The following is a 16,506-nucleotide window of genomic DNA, read 5'->3' on the forward strand; positions in this document are numbered from 1 at the left end:
GTGCCGACATGACCGCCCATTCCCCGCTTTCCCCCCTGCCGCCGGCTGCGCCGGCCTGGCAGCCGCTCGGCCCGGCCCAGCAGCGGCTGTGGTTCTTCAGCCGCCTGGAGCCGGACAGCGACGCCTACCACCTCGCCGGCCTCTGGCGGTTTTCCGGGCCGCTGGACGCCGAGGCCCTGAGCTACAGCCTCGACCGCCTGCTGGCGCGCCACACCATCCTGCTCACCCGGCTGCGCGAGCAGGGCGGCGTCGCCGAGCAGCGCCCGGGCGAGGTCGTGCCCATGCCGCTGGAGCGCATCGAACTGGACGGCGCCGACGACGCGGAGCTCGAGCGCCGGGCCGGCGACTTCGTCGCGCGGCCCTTCGACCTAGCCCGCGGCCCGCTGGTGCGCTGCCAGCTCTATCGCCTCGGCGCGCAGCGCCATGCGCTGGTGATGGTGCTGCACCACCTGGTCTTCGATGCCTGGTCGCTGCGCCGGCTGATGGCGGAGCTGGCCGAAGGCTATCGCCTGTTCCGCGCCGGCAAGGCGCCGCAGGTGGACGCCGCCGCACTGGACGCGGCCTACGCCGCCTGCGCCCGGGCGCAGCGCGACTGGCTGGCGGGCGACGAGTGCCGGCGCCAGCTGGACTTCTGGCGTGCCGAGCTGGCCGGCGAGGTGCCGGCCCAGAGCCTCGTCCCGGACCGTCCGCGTCCGTCGCGGGCGGCCTGCCGGGCGCGTTTCCGCGAACTGCGCCTGCCCGCGCCGCTGGCCGCGCGGCTGCAGGCGCTGGCCGGCGCCTGCCGGGCGACCCCCTTCAACCTGCTGCTCGCGGTCCTCCAGCTGCAGCTGGCGCGCCTGTCCGGCCAGCCCGAGGTGCGCGTCGGCGTGCCGGTGGCCAACCGCACCCGCGACAACGAGGCGCTGCTCGGTTTCCACGTCAACACCGTCGTGCTGGCCGGCCGTCCGCAGGGGCGGCTCAGCGTGCGCGAGTGGCTCGGCGAGGTGCGCGCGCGGCTGCGTCGCGCCCAGGCGCACCGGACGCTGCCGCTGGAGCGGCTGGTTGAGGCGCTGCAGCCGGAGCGCCGCCTCGGCCAGCAGCCGCTGTTCCAGATCGCCTTCAACTACCGCCACGACGAACCCTTGCCGGCCGACTGGCTGCCCGGCCTGGACACGACGTTCGAGCGGCTGCCGACCCGCGAAATCCCCTTTGACCTGGCGCTGGACGCCGTGCGCGGCGCCGACGGCGGGCTGAGCCTCACCGTCGCCTGGGCCGAGGAGCTGTTCGAGGCGGCGAGCGTCGAGCGGCTGGTCGCCGGCTTCGTCGGCCTGCTCGAACAGTGCGTCGCCGACCCCGAGCGCCGGCTGGCCGAACTGGACCTGCTGGACGCGGCGCAGCGCACGCAACTGGAGGCCTGGAACGCCTGCCGCCAGTCCCACGACCCGACCCGCCTGCTGCCCGAACTGATCGCCGAGCAGGCGAGGCGTCGCCCGGATGCCGTCGCCCTGGTCCACGGCGCGACGCGCGTCAGCTACGCCGCGCTGGAGGCCCGCGCCAACCGTCTGGCCCGGCACCTGGTCGCCTGCGGCGTCGGCCCGGAGGCGCGGGTCGGCCTGTGCCTGGAGCGCGGCACGGCGATGATCGAGGGGCTGCTGGCGATCCTCAAGGCCGGCGGCGCCTTCGTGCCGCTCGACCCGGACTATCCCCGCGAGCGGCTGGCCTACATGGCCGAGGATTCCGGGCTGAAATGGCTGCTGACGACTTCAGGGCTGCGCGGGCGGCTGCCGCTGGGCGAGGGCGTCGAGGCGCTCTGCCTGGACCTGCTCGACAGCCGCGGCTACGACGCCACGCCGCCGGCGGTGGCGATCCACCCGCAGAACCTCGCCTACCTGATCTACACCTCCGGCTCCACCGGCCGGCCCAAGGGCGTGGCGGTGAACCACGCCGGCCTCTCCATGCACGTGCAGACCATCGGCCAGCGCTACGGCATGACCCCGGACGACGTGGAGCTGCACTTCGCCTCGATCAGCTTCGACGGCGCCCTCGAGCGCTGGGCGGTACCGCTGGCCTTCGGCAGCCGGCTGGTGATTCGCGACCAGCAGCTGTGGACGGCCGAGCGGACCTGCGAAGTGCTGCAGCAGGAGGGCGTGACCATCGCCTGCTTCCCGCCCAGCTACGTCGGCCAACTGCTCGACTGGATCGAGGCGCAGCATCTCAAGCTGCCAGTGCGCTCCTGGACCCTGGGCGGCGAGGCCTTCACCCGCGAGACCTACGAGCGCCTGCAGCGGGTGCTGCAGCCGAAACGCATCGTCAACGGCTACGGCCCCACCGAGACGGTGGTGACCCCGCTGATCTGGGAAGCCTTCCCCGGCACGGCGCTGGAGGCGGCCTACGCGCCGATCGGCACCCCGGTCGGCCCGCGCCGGCTGTACGTGCTCGACGGCGAGCTCAACCCGCTGCCGATTGGGGTGGCCGGCGAGCTGTACATCGGCGGCGAGGTGGGCCTGGCGCGCGGCTACCACCAGCGTCCCGGCCTGACCGCCGAGCGCTTCCTGCCCGACCCCTTCGGCGCCCCCGGCGAGCGGATGTACCGCACCGGCGACCTGGTGCGCTGGCGCGACGACGGCGCGCTGGACTACCTGGGGCGGCTCGACCAGCAGGTGAAGATCCGGGGTTTCCGCATCGAGCTGGGCGAGATCGAGAGCCGCCTGCTCGCCTATCCGCAGGTCGTGGAGGCGGCGGTGATCGCCCGCGAGACGCCGAGCGGCAAGCAACTGGTCGGCTATCTGGTACCGCGCGGCCCGCTCGATCCGCTCGAAATCCGCCGCCAACTGGCCGAGGCGCTGCCGGACTATATGGTCCCCGCGCAGCTGATGCTGCTGGAGCGCCTGCCGCTGACCCCGGCGGGCAAGCTGGACCGCGCCGCCTTGCCCGCGCCGCAGTGGCAGGCCAGCGACGACTACCAGGCGCCGCAGACCGACAGCGAGCGCATCCTCGCCGGGATCTGGGCGCAGCTGCTGGGTCTGGAACGGGTCGGTCGCGACGACCGCTTCTTCGAGCTGGGCGGCGATTCCATCGTCGCCCTGCAGGTGGTCGGCCGCGCGCGTCAGCAGGGGCTGGCGCTGACGCCGCGCGATCTGTTCCAGCAGCAGAGCCTGGCGGCGCTGGCCGCGGTGGCCCGGCCGCTGGCCGCGCTGCGCATCGAGCAGGGGCCGGCCGAAGGCGCCGTGCCGCTGCTGCCGATCCAAGCACGCCTGCTCGAACGCCAGGGCACGGCGCCGTGCAACCAGTACCTGCTGGTCGAGCTGGCCGAGGACCTCGAGCCGATCCTCCTGGAGCGGGCCCTGCAGGCGCTGGTGGCGCACCACGACGCGTTGCGCCTGCGTTTCGCCGCGGAAGACGGCGTCTGGCGCCAGTGGTACGGGGATGTAAACGAGCGCCATGAGCTGCTCTGGCTCTGCGAGGTGGCCGGCGAGGACGAGCTCGCGGCGCTCGGCGCCGAAGCCCAGCGCAGCCTGGACTCGCAGGAAGGCCCGCTGCTGCGCGCCTGCTGGCTGAGCCAGCCGGGCCGCGCCGAGCGCCTGCTGCTGGCGATCCACCACTTGGCGGTGGACGGGGTGTCCTGGCGGGTGCTGCTGGAGGATCTGCTGGCCGCCTACCGGCAGCTGGCGGTGGGGCAGTGCGTCGCGCTGCCGGCGCGGACCAGCTCCTTCCAGGCTTGGGCCGAGCGCCTGCAGGACTGGGCCGCCGGCCCGGCGCAGGCGCAGCACGCCTTCTGGCAGGCCCAGGAGCGCGCCTGCGCGCAGCTGCCGCTGCTGTCCCGCGAATCGGCCCGCGAGGGCCAGCGCCAGCGTCTCGAACTGAGTCTGCCCGCCGAGTTCAGCCGCGAGCTGCTGCAGGCCGCCCAGCAGGCCTACCGGCTGCGCGCCGACGAGGTGCTGCTCGCCGCGCTGAGCCGGGTGCTCTGCGCCTGGAGCGAGCAGTGCTGCGTCTGCCTGCACCTGGAAAGCCACGGCCGCGCGCCGCTGTTCGACGACCTCGACCTCAGCCGCACGGTCGGCTGGTTCACCAGCCTCTACCCACTGCGCCTGCAGCCGGCGGCCGACCTGCCGGGCAGCCTCAAGGCGATCAAGGAGCAGCTGCGCGCGGTGCGCGACGGTGGCCTGGCCTACGGCCTGCTGCGCCGGCGCGGCGAGCTGGACGGCGTCGTCCCGCAGGTGCTGTTCAACTACCTGGGCCAGTTCGAGGACGCGCGCGGCGGGCCGCTGCGCCTGCTCGACGCCGGCCTCTGGCGCGAGGCCGACGCGCCGCTCGACGCGCCCCTGTGCATCGATGCCGAGCTGCGCGGCGGCGCCCTGCGCCTGCGCCTCGACTTCAGCCCCAGCCAGTGGCAGCGGCCGACCCTCGAAGGCCTGCTGCAGCGCCTGCAGGACGAGCTGCGGGCGATCCGCGCCCACTGCATCCACGCGCCCGCCGGCCTGACCCCCAGCGACGTGCCGCTGGCCGGGCTCGACCAGCCGCGCCTGGACGCGCTGCGCGGCGTCGCGGACCTCTACCCGCTGTCGCCGCTGCAGCAGGGCCTGCTGTTCCACAGCCGGCTCGGCGGCGCCGGCAGCTACGTCAACCAGCTCTGCCTGCCGCTCTCCGGCCTCGATCCGGCGCGTCTGCGCCGGGCCTGGGAGGAGGTGCTGGCGCGCCACGCCATCCTGCGCAGCGCCTTCCTCGACGGCGAACCCCCGCTGCAGGCGGTACACGACGCCGTCGCGCTGCCCTGGCAGGAACTGGACTGGCGCGCCGAGACGGACTTCGACGCCGCGCAGCAGGCCTTCTGCGCCGCCGAGCGCGCCCGCGGCTTCGACCTCGCCCGGCCGCCCTTGCTGCGCCTGGCCCTGCTGCGCCGCGGCGAGCGCGACTGGCTGCTGGTCTGGACCCTGCACCACCTGCTGCTCGACGGCTGGAGCACCGCGCTGCTGCTCGGCGAGGTGCTGGCGCTCTACCACGGCGAGCGCTTGGCTCCGCCCTCCGGCCAGTTCGGCGACTACATCGCCTGGCTGGCGCGGCGCGACGCTGCGGCCGACGAGGCCTTCTGGCGCGCCCGGCTGCAGGGCTTCGCCGAGCCCGGCCGGGTCGCCGGCAGCCTGCCTTGCCGCACGCCGGGCGAAGGTCCGGCGCGCCATCCGCTGCCGCTGGCGGCGGAGCAGGCGGCGGCGCTGCGCGGTTTCGCCCAGCACCACGGCCTGACCCTCAACACCCTGATCCAGGGCGCCTGGGCCCTGCTGCTCGGACGCCTGACCGGCAAGTCGCGGGTCTGCTTCGGCACCACCGTGGCCGGCCGGCCAGCCGAGCTGGCCGGCAGCGAGCGGCTGCCCGGCCTGTTCATCAACACCCTGCCGGTGCCGGTCGCGCTGCCCGCCGGGCAGCCGCTCGGCGCCTGGCTGGCCGCGCTGCAGGCCGACAACCTGGCGCTGCGCGAGCACGAGCACACGCCGCTCTACGACATCCAGCGCTGGGCCGGGCGCGCCGGCGAGGCGCTGTTCGACAGCCTGCTGGTGTTCGAGAACTACCCGCTGGGCGACGCCCTGCGCCAGGCCGAGCGCGGCGCTCTGCGCCTGGGCACGCCGCAGAGCCACGAGGCCACCCACTACCCGCTGACCCTGGCGGTGCTGCCGGGCGAGGCGCTGGAGCTGCTGCTGGCCTACGACCGCGCGCAGTTCGACGCGCCGGCCATCGAGCGGCTGGCCGGCCTGCTGCGGCAGATCCTCGCCGAACTGGTCGGCGATCCGGCGCGCCGGCTGGCCGAGCTGGACCTGCTGGATGCGGCGCAGCGCATGCAACTGGAAAGCTGGAGCGCCGGCCGCCAGTCCCACGACCCCGCCCGCCTGCTGCCCGACTTGATCGCCGAACAGGCGAGGCGTCGCCCGGATGCCATCGCCCTGGTCCATGGCGACACGCGCATGACCTACGCCGCGCTGGAGGCCCGCGCCAACCGCCTGGCCCGGCACCTGATCGCCGGCGGCGTCGGCCCGGAGGCGCGGGTCGGCCTCTGTCTGGAACGCGGCACGGCGATGATCGAGGGCCTGCTGGCGATCCTCAAGGCCGGCGGCGCCTTCGTGCCGCTCGACCCGGACTATCCGCGCGAGCGGCTGGCCTACATGGCCGAGGACTCCGGGCTGAAATGGCTGCTGACGACTTCCGCGCTGCGCGGGCGCGTGCCGCTGGGCGAGGGCGTCGAGGCGCTCTGCCTGGACCTGCTCGATACCGGCAACTACAGCGCCGCGCCGCCGACGGTGGCGATCCATCCGCTGAACCTCGCCTACCTGATCTACACCTCCGGCTCGACCGGCCGGCCCAAGGGCGTGGCGGTGAACCACGCCGGGCTGTCCATGCACGTGCAGACCATCGGCCAGCGCTACGGCATGACCCCGGACGATGTGGAGCTGCACTTCGCCTCGATCAGCTTCGACGGCGCCCTGGAGCGCTGGGCGGTGCCGCTGGCCTTCGGCGGCCGGCTGGTGATCCGCGACCAGGAGCTGTGGAGCGCCGAGCGGACCTGCGCGGTGCTGCAGAAGGAGAGGGTGACCATCGCCTGCTTCCCGCCCAGCTACGTCGGCCAACTGCTCGACTGGATCGAGTCCCAGCAACTGACCTTGCCGGTACGCTCCTGGACCCTGGGCGGCGAGGCTTTCACCCGCGAGACCTACGAGCGCCTGCAACGGGTGCTGCAGCCGAAACGCATCGTCAACGGCTACGGCCCCACCGAAACCGTCGTGACCCCGCTGATCTGGGAGGCCTTCCCCGACACCGGACTGGACGCCGCCTACGCGCCCATCGGTACGCCGGTCGGCCCGCGCCGGCTGTACGTGCTCGACGCCGAACTCAACCCGCTGCCGCTCGGCGTGGCCGGCGAGCTGTACATCGGCGGCGAGGTGGGCCTGGCGCGCGGCTATCACCAGCGTCCCGAGCTGACCGCCGAGCGCTTTCTGCCCGACCCCTTTGGCTCTCCAGGGGAGCGCATGTACCGCACCGGCGATCTGGTGCGCTGGCGCGACGACGGCGCCCTGGACTATCTGGGCCGGCTCGACCAGCAGGTGAAGATCCGCGGTTTTCGCATCGAGCTGGGCGAGATCGAGAGCCGCCTGCTGGCCCATCCGCCGGTACTTGAGGCGGCCGTCGTTGCAAGAGAAACCCCCAGCGGCAGGCAACTGGTCGGCTATCTGGTGCCGCGCGGGCCGCTCGATCCGCTCGAGATCCGCCGGCAACTGGCCGAGGCGCTACCGGACTATATGGTGCCGGCGCAGCTTATGGTGCTGGAGCGCCTGCCGCTGACCCCGGCGGGCAAGCTGGACCGCGCCGCCTTGCCCGAGCCGCAGTGGCAGGCCTGCGACGACTACCAGGCGCCGCAGACGGAGCCCGAGCGCATCCTCGCCGAGATCTGGGCGCAGTTGCTGGGCCTGCCGCGGGTCGGGCGGCAGGACCGCTTCTTCGAACTGGGCGGCGACTCCATCGTCGCCCTGCAGGTGGTGTCGCGCCTGCGCAGCGGGCACGGCCTGGCGCTGAGCCTCGCCGCCCTGTTCGAAACGCCGGCGCTGGCCGACTGCGCCGCGCGCCTCGCCCCGACCGAGCAGCCGGCGCCGGCGATCCGCGCCCTGCCGCGCAGCGGTGCCCTGCCGCTCTCCCACGCCCAGCGCCGCCTGTGGTTCCTCGCCCGGCTGGAGCCGGAGAACACCGCCTACCACATGCCGGCCGGCCTCGACCTGCACGGCCGGCTCGACCGCGCCGCCCTGCAGGCCGGGCTGGACCTGCTGGTGGCGCGCCACGAGAGCCTGCGCACGCGCTTCGTCGAGGCCGACGGCGAGCCGCGCCAGCTCGTCCTGCCGCCGACCGGGCAGGGCATCGTCCACCACGACCTGGCCGAGCTGACCCCGGCCGAGCGCGAGGCGGCGGTGCAGGCGATCACCGCGCAGCTGCTGCACACGCCCTTCGACCTGGCGCGCCAGCCGCTCTTGCGGGTGGCCCTGCTGCGCCTGGGCGAGAACGAGCACCGCCTGCTGCTGGTGCAGCACCACATCGTCTCCGACGGCTGGTCGCTGCAGCGCTTCATCGACGAGTTCTGCCGCGCCTACGCGGCCTTCGCCGGGGGCCGCGAGCCGCGCTTCGATCCGCTGCCGCTGCAGTACGCCGACTACGCGCAGTGGCAGCGCGACTGGCTGGCGGGCGGCGAGGGCGCTCGCCAGCTGGACTACTGGCGCAATGCGCTGGGCGAACACCAGCCGCTGCTGGAGCTGCCCGCCGACCATCCGCGGCCGCCGCGCGCCGTCCTGCGCGGCGCGCGCCTGCGCTTCAATGTGCCGCAGGCGCTGACCTCGCGTCTGCGCGCGCTGGCCCGGCGCGAGAACGCCACCCTGTTCGCCGTGCTGCTGGCCGCCTGGCAATCCCTGCTGCACCGCTACAGCGGCCAGGAGGACATCCGCGTCGGCGTGCCGGTGGCCGGGCGCAGTCTGCCGGAGACCGAGGGCGTGCTCGGCTGCTTCGTCAACACCCTGGTGCTGCGCGGCGCGCCGAGCGCGGACAAGCCGTTCCGCCGGCTGCTCGGCGAGCTGCAGCAGGCCAGCCGCGAGGCCCTGGCCCACCAGGAGCTGCCCTTCGACCAGCTGGTCGAGGCGCTGCAGCCGCAGCGCAGCCTCGGCCACCACCCGCTGTTCCAGGTCGCCTTCAACCACCAGACGGTCGACTTCTCCGCCCTGCACGCGCTGCCGGGGCTGACTGTCGCGCCGTTCGACCCCGGCGCGGCCGGGGCGCAGTTCGACCTGGGGCTGGACACCGAGGAAGACCCCGACGGCCGCCTGTCCGGCTTCGTCGGCTACGCCGTCGAGCTGTTCGAGACGCCGCGCATCGAGCGCCTGGTGCAGCACTTCCTGCGTCTGCTCGAAGGCCTGTGCGACGATCCGGAGCAGGCCATCGGCCGGCTGCCGCTGCTGAGCGCGGAGGAGGAGGCGCGCATCGCCGCCTGGAACCGCACCGAACGCGACTACGGCCCCTTCGTCCCGGTCACTGCGCTGATCGCCCGCCAGGCCGCGGCCACCCCGGACGCCCCGGCGCTGGCCTTCGGCGCGCGCCGGCTCAGCTACGCCGAGCTGGACGCCGCGATCAACCGCCTGGCCCGGCGCCTGCGCGCCCGCGGCGTCGGCCCCGGCGTGCCGGTCGGCATCAGCCAGGAGCGCTCGGTGGAACTGGTGCTCGGCCTGCACGCCATCGTCCGCGCCGGCGGCGCCTACGTGCCGCTCGACCCGGACTATCCGGCCGAGCGCCTGGCCTATCTGCTGGAGGACTCCGGCATCGCCCTGCTGCTCGGCCACAGCCGGCTGCTCGACGGCCTGCCGCTGCCCGCAGGCCTCGCCGTGCTCTGCCTGGACACGGAAGACTGCAGCGCCGAGCCGGCCACGCCGCCGGAAGTCGTCCTGCACCCGGACGATCTGGCCTACCTCATCTATACCTCCGGCTCCACCGGCCAGCCCAAGGGCGCCGGCAACAGCCACGCGGCCCTGGCCAACCGCCTGCTGTGGATGCAGGAGGCCTACCGCATCGGCCCCGGCGACTGCGTGCTGCAGAAGACCCCGTTCAGCTTCGACGTCTCGGTCTGGGAGTTCTTCTGGCCGCTGATGACCGGCGCCTGCCTGGCCGTCGCCGCGCCGGGCGACCACCGCGACCCGCAGCGGCTGGTCGAGCTGATCGACCGGCACCGGGTCACCACCCTGCACTTCGTGCCCTCGATGCTGCAGGCCTTCGTCGCCCACCCGGGGATCGAGGCCTGCACCAGCCTTACGCGCATCCTCTGCAGCGGCGAGGCGCTGCCGGTCGAGCTGCAGGCGCGGGCGTTCCAGCGCCTGCCGGGCGTCGCCCTGCACAACCTCTACGGCCCGACCGAGGCGGCCATCGACGTCAGCCACTGGACCTGCGTCGACGAGGGGCGGGCGGCGGTGCCGATCGGCCGGCCGATCGCCAACCTGCGCCTGCACATCCTCGACGGCCAGCTCAATCGCGTGCCGGTGGGCGTGCCGGGCGAGCTGTACCTGGCCGGCATCGGCCTGGCGCGCGGCTACCACCGCCGCCCGGCGCTGACCGCCGAGCGCTTTCTGCCCGACCCCTTCGGCCCGCCCGGCTCGCGCATGTACCGCACCGGCGACCTGGCGCGCTGGCGCGAGGACGGCGCGGTCGACTACCTGGGGCGCATCGACCATCAGGTGAAGATCCGCGGCTTTCGCGTCGAGCTGGGCGAGATCGAGGCGCTGCTCGCCGCCCGGGCCGGAGTCGCCGAAGCCGTGGTGGTGGCCCGCGACACGCAGATCGGCAAGCAGCTGGTCGGCTATCTGGTCGCCGACGGCGAACCGGCCGACGAGGCCGCCTGGCTGGCCGGGCTGAGGGCCGCGCTCAAGGCGGCGCTGCCCGAGCACATGGTGCCGGCGGCGCTGGTGCGTCTGGCGCGCATGCCGCTGTCGCCCAACGGCAAGCTGGAGCGCCGCGCGCTGCCCGAGCCGCACTGGCAGACGCGCCGCTTTCGCGCGCCGCAGGGCGCGCTGGAGCAGGCCCTGGCGGCGATCTGGGAAGAGTTGCTGGATGTGCCCCAAGTCGGCCTCGACGACAACTTCTTCGAGCTGGGCGGGCATTCGCTGCTGGCCACCCGGGCGGTCGCCCTGCTGCGCCAGCGCCTGGGCCTGGAGGTGCCGCTGCGCGCCTTCTTCGAACTGGACAGTCTCGCCGCCCTGGCCGAGTCGCTGGCGCAACAGGCGCCGGCCGGCGCCGGGGGCGAGGACGGGGCGCTGCAGGAGATGGCGGCGCTGCTCGACGAGCTGGAGGCACTGTGAGCAATCCGATCGACAAGGCCGCGCTGGCGCGGCGTTTTTTGGCCCTCGGCGCGGCCGAGCAGAAGCGCTTTCTCGAACTGCTGCAGGCCAAGGGCATCCGCTTCGAGCTGCTGCCCTTGGTGCCGGCGCCGCGCGGCGAACGCCTGCCGGCTTCCCACGCGCAGCGCCGGCTGTGGCTGGCCGGCCAGCTGGAGCCGGAGAGCAGCGCCTACCACATGGTCGGCGCCTTCGCCCTCGACGGCACGCTGGACCGCCCGGCCCTGCTCGGCGCGCTGGCGCTGATCGTCGAGCGCCACGAGGCGCTGCGCACGCGCTTCGTCGAGGCCGACGGCGAGCCCTGGCAGGTCATCGACCCGCCGGGGCCGCCGGCCCTGGAGGAGCACGACCTGCGCGGCGCGCCGCAGCGCCTTGCGGAGCTGGCGGACGCGCATGCCGCGCGGCCCTTCGACCTGGCCGGCGGCCCGCCGCTGCGGGTGCAGCTGCTGCAGTTCGACGCGGCGCGCTGGCGGCTGCAGATCGTCACTCACCACATCGTCTCCGACGGCTGGTCGATCGGCGTGTTCGCCGCCGAGCTGGCCGGCGCCTACGCCGCGCTGCAGCAGGGCCGGGCGCCGGCGCTCGCGCCCCTGCCGATCCAGTACGCCGACTTCGCCCTCTGGCAGCGCGCCTGGCTGGATGCCGGCGAAGGCGAGCGCCAGCTCGCCTATTGGCGCGAGCGGCTGGGCGGCGAGCAGCCGCCACTGGCCCTGCCGTACCGCCAGGACGGCGGCGCCGGACGCAGCGCCGCGCGTACCGTGCGGGAGATTCCCGCCGCGCTGGCCGCACGCCTCGGCGAACTGGCCCGGGGCGAGGGCGCGACCCTGTTCCAGCTGCTGCTGGCCGCCCTTCAGCTGCTGCTGGCGCGCTACAGCGGGCAGCGCGACATCCGCGTCGGCGTGCCGGTGGCCAACCGCCAGCGGGCGGAGATCGCTCCGCTGATCGGCTTTTTCGTCAACACCCAGGTGCTGCGCGCCGAGCTGCATCCGGCCGACTCGTTCCGCGACCTGCTCGGCCAGGTGCGCGAACGTGCCCTGGAGGCCCAGGAACACCAGGACCTGCCGTTCGACCGGCTGGTCGAGGCCCTGGCCCCCGCGCGCAGCCCCGGGCAGACGCCGCTGTTCCAGGTGCTGTTCAACCACCAGCGCCGCGACCTCGGCGCGCTGCACGAACTGCCCGGCCTGCGCCTGACGCCGCTGGAGCAGCCGGTGCCGCACGCCATCTTCGACCTGGCGCTGGACAGCGAGGAAACCCCCGACGGCGCGCTGCGCCTGGTGTTCACCCATGCCCGCGAGCGCCTTGACGGCACCCTGGTGGCGCGCATGGCCGGGCACTTCGCCGGCCTGCTCGAAGGCCTGGGCGAGTCCCTCGACCGGCCGCTGGCGCAACTGGAGCTGCTCGACGCGCAGGACCGGGCGCAGCTGGAGGCCTGGAACGCCTGCCGGCAGTCCCACGACCCCGCTTGTCTGCTGCCCGACTTGATCGCCGAGCAGGCCCGCCTGCGCCCGGAGGCCGTCGCCTTGGTCCATGGCGCGACACGGGTGACCTACGCCGAGCTGGAGGCGCGCGCCAATCGCCTGGCCCGGCAGCTGAGCGCCTGCGGCGTCGGCCCGGAGGCGCGGGTCGGCCTGTGCCTGGAGCGCGGCACGGCGATGATCGAAGGGTTGCTGGCGATCCTTAAGGCCGGCGGCGCCTTCGTGCCCTTGGACCCCGACTATCCCCGCGAACGGCTGGCCTATATGGCCGAGGATTCCGGGCTGAAATGGCTGCTGACCACCGCCGGGCTGCGCGGGCGGGTGCCGCTGGACGAGACGGTGGCCGTGATCTGCCTCGACGCACTGGATTTAGGTTCCCATGCCGCCACGCCGCCGGCGGTTCGGCTGCATCCCTTGAACCTCGCCTACCTGATCTACACCTCCGGCTCCACCGGCCGGCCCAAGGGCGTGGCGGTGAACCACGCCGGCCTCTCCATGCACGTGCAGACCATCGGCCAGCGCTACGGCATGACCGCCGAGGACGTGGAGCTGCACTTCGCCTCGATCAGCTTCGACGGCGCCCTGGAGCGCTGGGCGGTGCCGCTGGCCTTCGGCAGCCGGCTGGTGATCCGCGACCAAGAGCTGTGGACGGCCGAGCGGACCTGCGCGGTGCTGCAGCAGGAGGGCGTGACCATCGCCTGCTTCCCGCCCAGCTACGTCGGCCAGCTGCTGGACTGGATCGAGGCGCAGAGCCTGAAGCTGCCGGTGCGCTCCTGGACCCTCGGCGGCGAGGCCTTCACCCGCGAGACCTACGAGCGCCTGCAACGGGTGCTGAAGCCCAAACGCATCGTCAACGGCTACGGTCCCACCGAGACGGTGGTCACCCCGCTGATCTGGGAAGCCTTCCCCGGCACCGGACTGGACGCCGCCTACGCGCCGATCGGCACCCCGGTCGGCCCGCGCCGGCTGTACATCCTCGACGCCGAACTCAACCCGCTGCCGCTCGGCGTGGCCGGCGAGCTGTACATCGGCGGCGAGGTGGGCCTGGCGCGCGGCTACCACCAGCGTCCCGAGCTGACCGCCGAGCGCTTTCTGCCCGACCCGTTCGGCGCCCCCGGCGAGCGGATGTACCGCACCGGCGACCTGGTGCGCTGGCGCGCGGACGGCGCGCTGGACTATCTGGGGCGGCTCGACCAGCAGGTGAAGATCCGCGGCTTTCGCATCGAGCTGGGCGAGATCGAGAGCCGCCTGCTGGCCCATCCGCCGGTGCTTGAGGCGGCCGTCGTTGCAAGAGAAACCCCGGCCGGCCGGCAACTGGTCGGCTACCTGGTGCCGCGCGGCCCGCTCGATCCGCAACAGCTCCGGAAACAACTGGGCGAAGTGCTGCCGGACTACATGGTCCCCGCGCAACTGGTGGTGCTGGAGCGCCTGCCGCTGACCCCGGCGGGCAAGCTGGACCGCGCCGCCTTGCCCGAGCCGCAGTGGCAGGCCCGCGACGACTACCAGGCGCCGCAGACCGACAGCGAACGGATTCTGGCTGAGATCTGGGCGCAGCTGCTGGGCCTGCCGCGGGTCGGGCGGCAGGACCGCTTTTTCGAGCTGGGCGGCGACTCCATCGTCGCCCTGCAAGTGGTCGGCCGCGCACGCCAGCAGGGACTGGCGCTGACGCCGCGCGATCTGTTCCAGCATCAGCGTCTGGCCGATCTGGCCGGCGTGGCGCGCCCGCTGACGGCCCCGGCCGTCGACACCGGGCCGGCCACGGGCGACGTGCCGCTGACGCCGATCCAGGCGCATTTCTTCGCCCTCGGCCAGGCCGCGCCGGCGCACTGGAACCAGTCGCTGTGGCTGGAGCTGCAGCGCCCGCTCGATCCCGACCGGCTCGAACAGGCCCTGCAGGCGCTGGTGGCGTACCACGACGCGCTGCGCCTGCGTTTCGCCGAGGAAGACGGTGTCTGGCGCCAGTGGTACGGGGACTTGGAGGCGCGCCATGAGCTGCTCTGGCGGCGCGAGGCCCTCGATGCCGGCGAGGCCGAAGCGCTCTGCGCGGCGGCCCAGCGCAGCCTGGACCTGCAGCATGGCCCGCTGCTGCGCGCGCTCTACCTGCGCCAGCACGGACAGCCGGACCGCCTGCTGCTGGCCATCCACCATCTGGCGGTGGACGGGGTGTCCTGGCGGCTGCTGCTGGAGGACCTGCTGGCCGCCTACCGGCAGCTGGCGGCGGGGCAGGGCGTCGCGCTGCCGGCGCGGACCTGCTCCTTCAAGGCCTGGGCCGAGCATCTGCAGCGCTGGGCGACCGGCGAGGAGGCGCGCCGGGAGCTGGATCTCTGGTGCTCGCGGCTGGCCGGCCCGGTGCCGGCGCGGCCTGTGGCGCGGGCGAGCTTCGCCGAGCGCCGCGTCCTGCGCCTGGCCTTCGACCGCGCGACCACGCAGCGCCTGCTCGGCGGCGCGGCCGGCGGGCGCGCCGACGCCCTGCTGCTCGCCGCCCTGACCCGGGCGTACTGCGCCTGGCGCGGCGCGCCGGCGCTGCGCGTCGATCTCGAAGGCCATGGCCGCGAGGCGCTGGCCGAAGGGCTCGATCCGAGCCGCACGGTCGGCTGGTTCACCAGCCTCTACCCGCTGCGCCTGCCGGCGGCCGGCACGCCGCTCGAACAGCTGGAGCAGGTGCTCGCCGGGCAGCGCCAGGTGCCGCGCGGCGGCGTCGGCTACGGCGCGCTGCGCTGGCTCGGCACGCCCGAGGCGCGCGCCGCCCTGGCCGCGCTGCCGCCGGCGCAGCTGACCTTCAACTACCTCGGGCAGTACGCCGGCGAGGCGGACGGCTGGTTCCGCCCGCTCGAAGGCGGGGGCGCCCAGCAGGCGCCCGACAACCCGCTGGGCACTCCCTTGGCCGTCAACGGGCAGATCTTCGACGGCGAGCTGGCGCTGGCCTGGGAATACGCCGCCGGCCACTACGCCGAGGAGGCCGTCCGCGCGCTGGCCGAGGCCTTCCGCGCCGAGCTGCTGGCGCTGCTCGACGCATTGGTCCGCGCCGGCGCCGCCGGGCCTTCGCCGCTGGTGCGCCTGTCACGCCGGACCGCGCCGGGCACGCCGCTGTTCTGCCTGCATCCGGTCACCGGCCGGGCCACCGGCTACCAGCCGCTGGCCGCAGCGCTGGAGGGCCGGCACGGCCTGCTGGGCCTGCAGTGCCGCAGCTTCCTCGACCCGCAGTGGCGCGACGCAAGCCTCGCGGCGATGGCCGACGCCTACCTGGCGGCGCTGCTCGCCGAACAGCCGCAGGGGCCGTACCGGCTGCTCGGCTGGTCGCTGGGCGGCAGCCTGGCGCTGGAGCTGGCGGCGCGGCTGGAGGCGCGCGGCGAGCGCGTGGCCTTCCTCGGCCTGCTCGACTGCTACGTGCCGGGCACCGAGATCCCCGCCGACGATGCCCGCCATCCCGAGGCGCGGGCGCGTTTCGCCGGGCACCTGCGCCTGCTGCTGCCGGAACTGGCGGCGCCGGACCAGTTGCTGGAGCGGCTCGCGCCCCTGGCGCCCTTGGACTGGCCGGCGGCCGGCCGTGCCTGGCTGGCCGCGCAGCCGCTGGACGCGCTGGCCCGGCAGAGCCTGGAGGAGCTGCTGTTCGCCTGGTCGGTGGAGCAGCACCTGCGGCGTCTGTGCGTGGACTATCGGTTGCCGCCGGTGGCGGTGCGCCCGCACTGCTGGTGGGCGGCGCAGCCGCCGGGGCGTGCCGACGAATTGCGCGCCGGGCTGCGCCGGGTGCTGGGCGAGCCGGCCGGCGAGCGGCTCGTCGACACCGACCACCTGGGCATCGTCCGCGCCGCCGAGGTGCTCGCCGGGCTGGCGCAGGTGCTGGACGGGCTGGAGGGGTAGGGGCGGCAGCGCCGCTGCCGTTGGCGGGTAACGCTGCGCGGTTACCCGCCCTGCGTGCTTTCCCGCCCTGGCCGCGGTCACGCTGGAAAATCGCTGCGTGCGTTTTCCACCCTGCGCGCCGTCGCGGCCCTGGCGCTCCTGGCGCGCCGGATTTCCCTGCCGATCGACCTGTTGCAGTCGTGAAACAAATTTTTCACGGATATTCATAAATTTTTCATGACTCGATCCGTCTTTACTGGCAGTTCGAATGCAAACAAGACGTTTTCTTATTTATGGGTCGTGGGGGTTGAGGA

General features: G+C 74.0%; 2 protein-coding genes. Both read left to right on the plus strand.

What is annotated here, in order from left to right; genetic code table 11:
• The first annotated feature begins 8 nt into the window (after positions 1-8).
• Positions 9-10,841 (plus strand): non-ribosomal peptide synthetase, encoded by a 10,833-nt coding sequence (locus BMY22_RS09630; protein ID WP_090621532.1) that lies wholly within the window; start codon positions 9-11, stop codon positions 10,839-10,841.
• Positions 10,838-16,213, plus strand: coding sequence for a non-ribosomal peptide synthetase (locus BMY22_RS09635; protein ID WP_208599257.1), 5,376 nt, complete (start codon positions 10,838-10,840; stop codon positions 16,211-16,213). Before BMY22_RS09630 ends, BMY22_RS09635 begins: the two co-directional genes overlap by 4 nt.
• Positions 16,214-16,506: the final 293 nt, after the last annotated feature.

This window comes from Azotobacter beijerinckii, from assembly GCF_900110885.1.
GTDB lineage: Bacteria > Pseudomonadota > Gammaproteobacteria > Pseudomonadales > Pseudomonadaceae > Azotobacter > Azotobacter beijerinckii.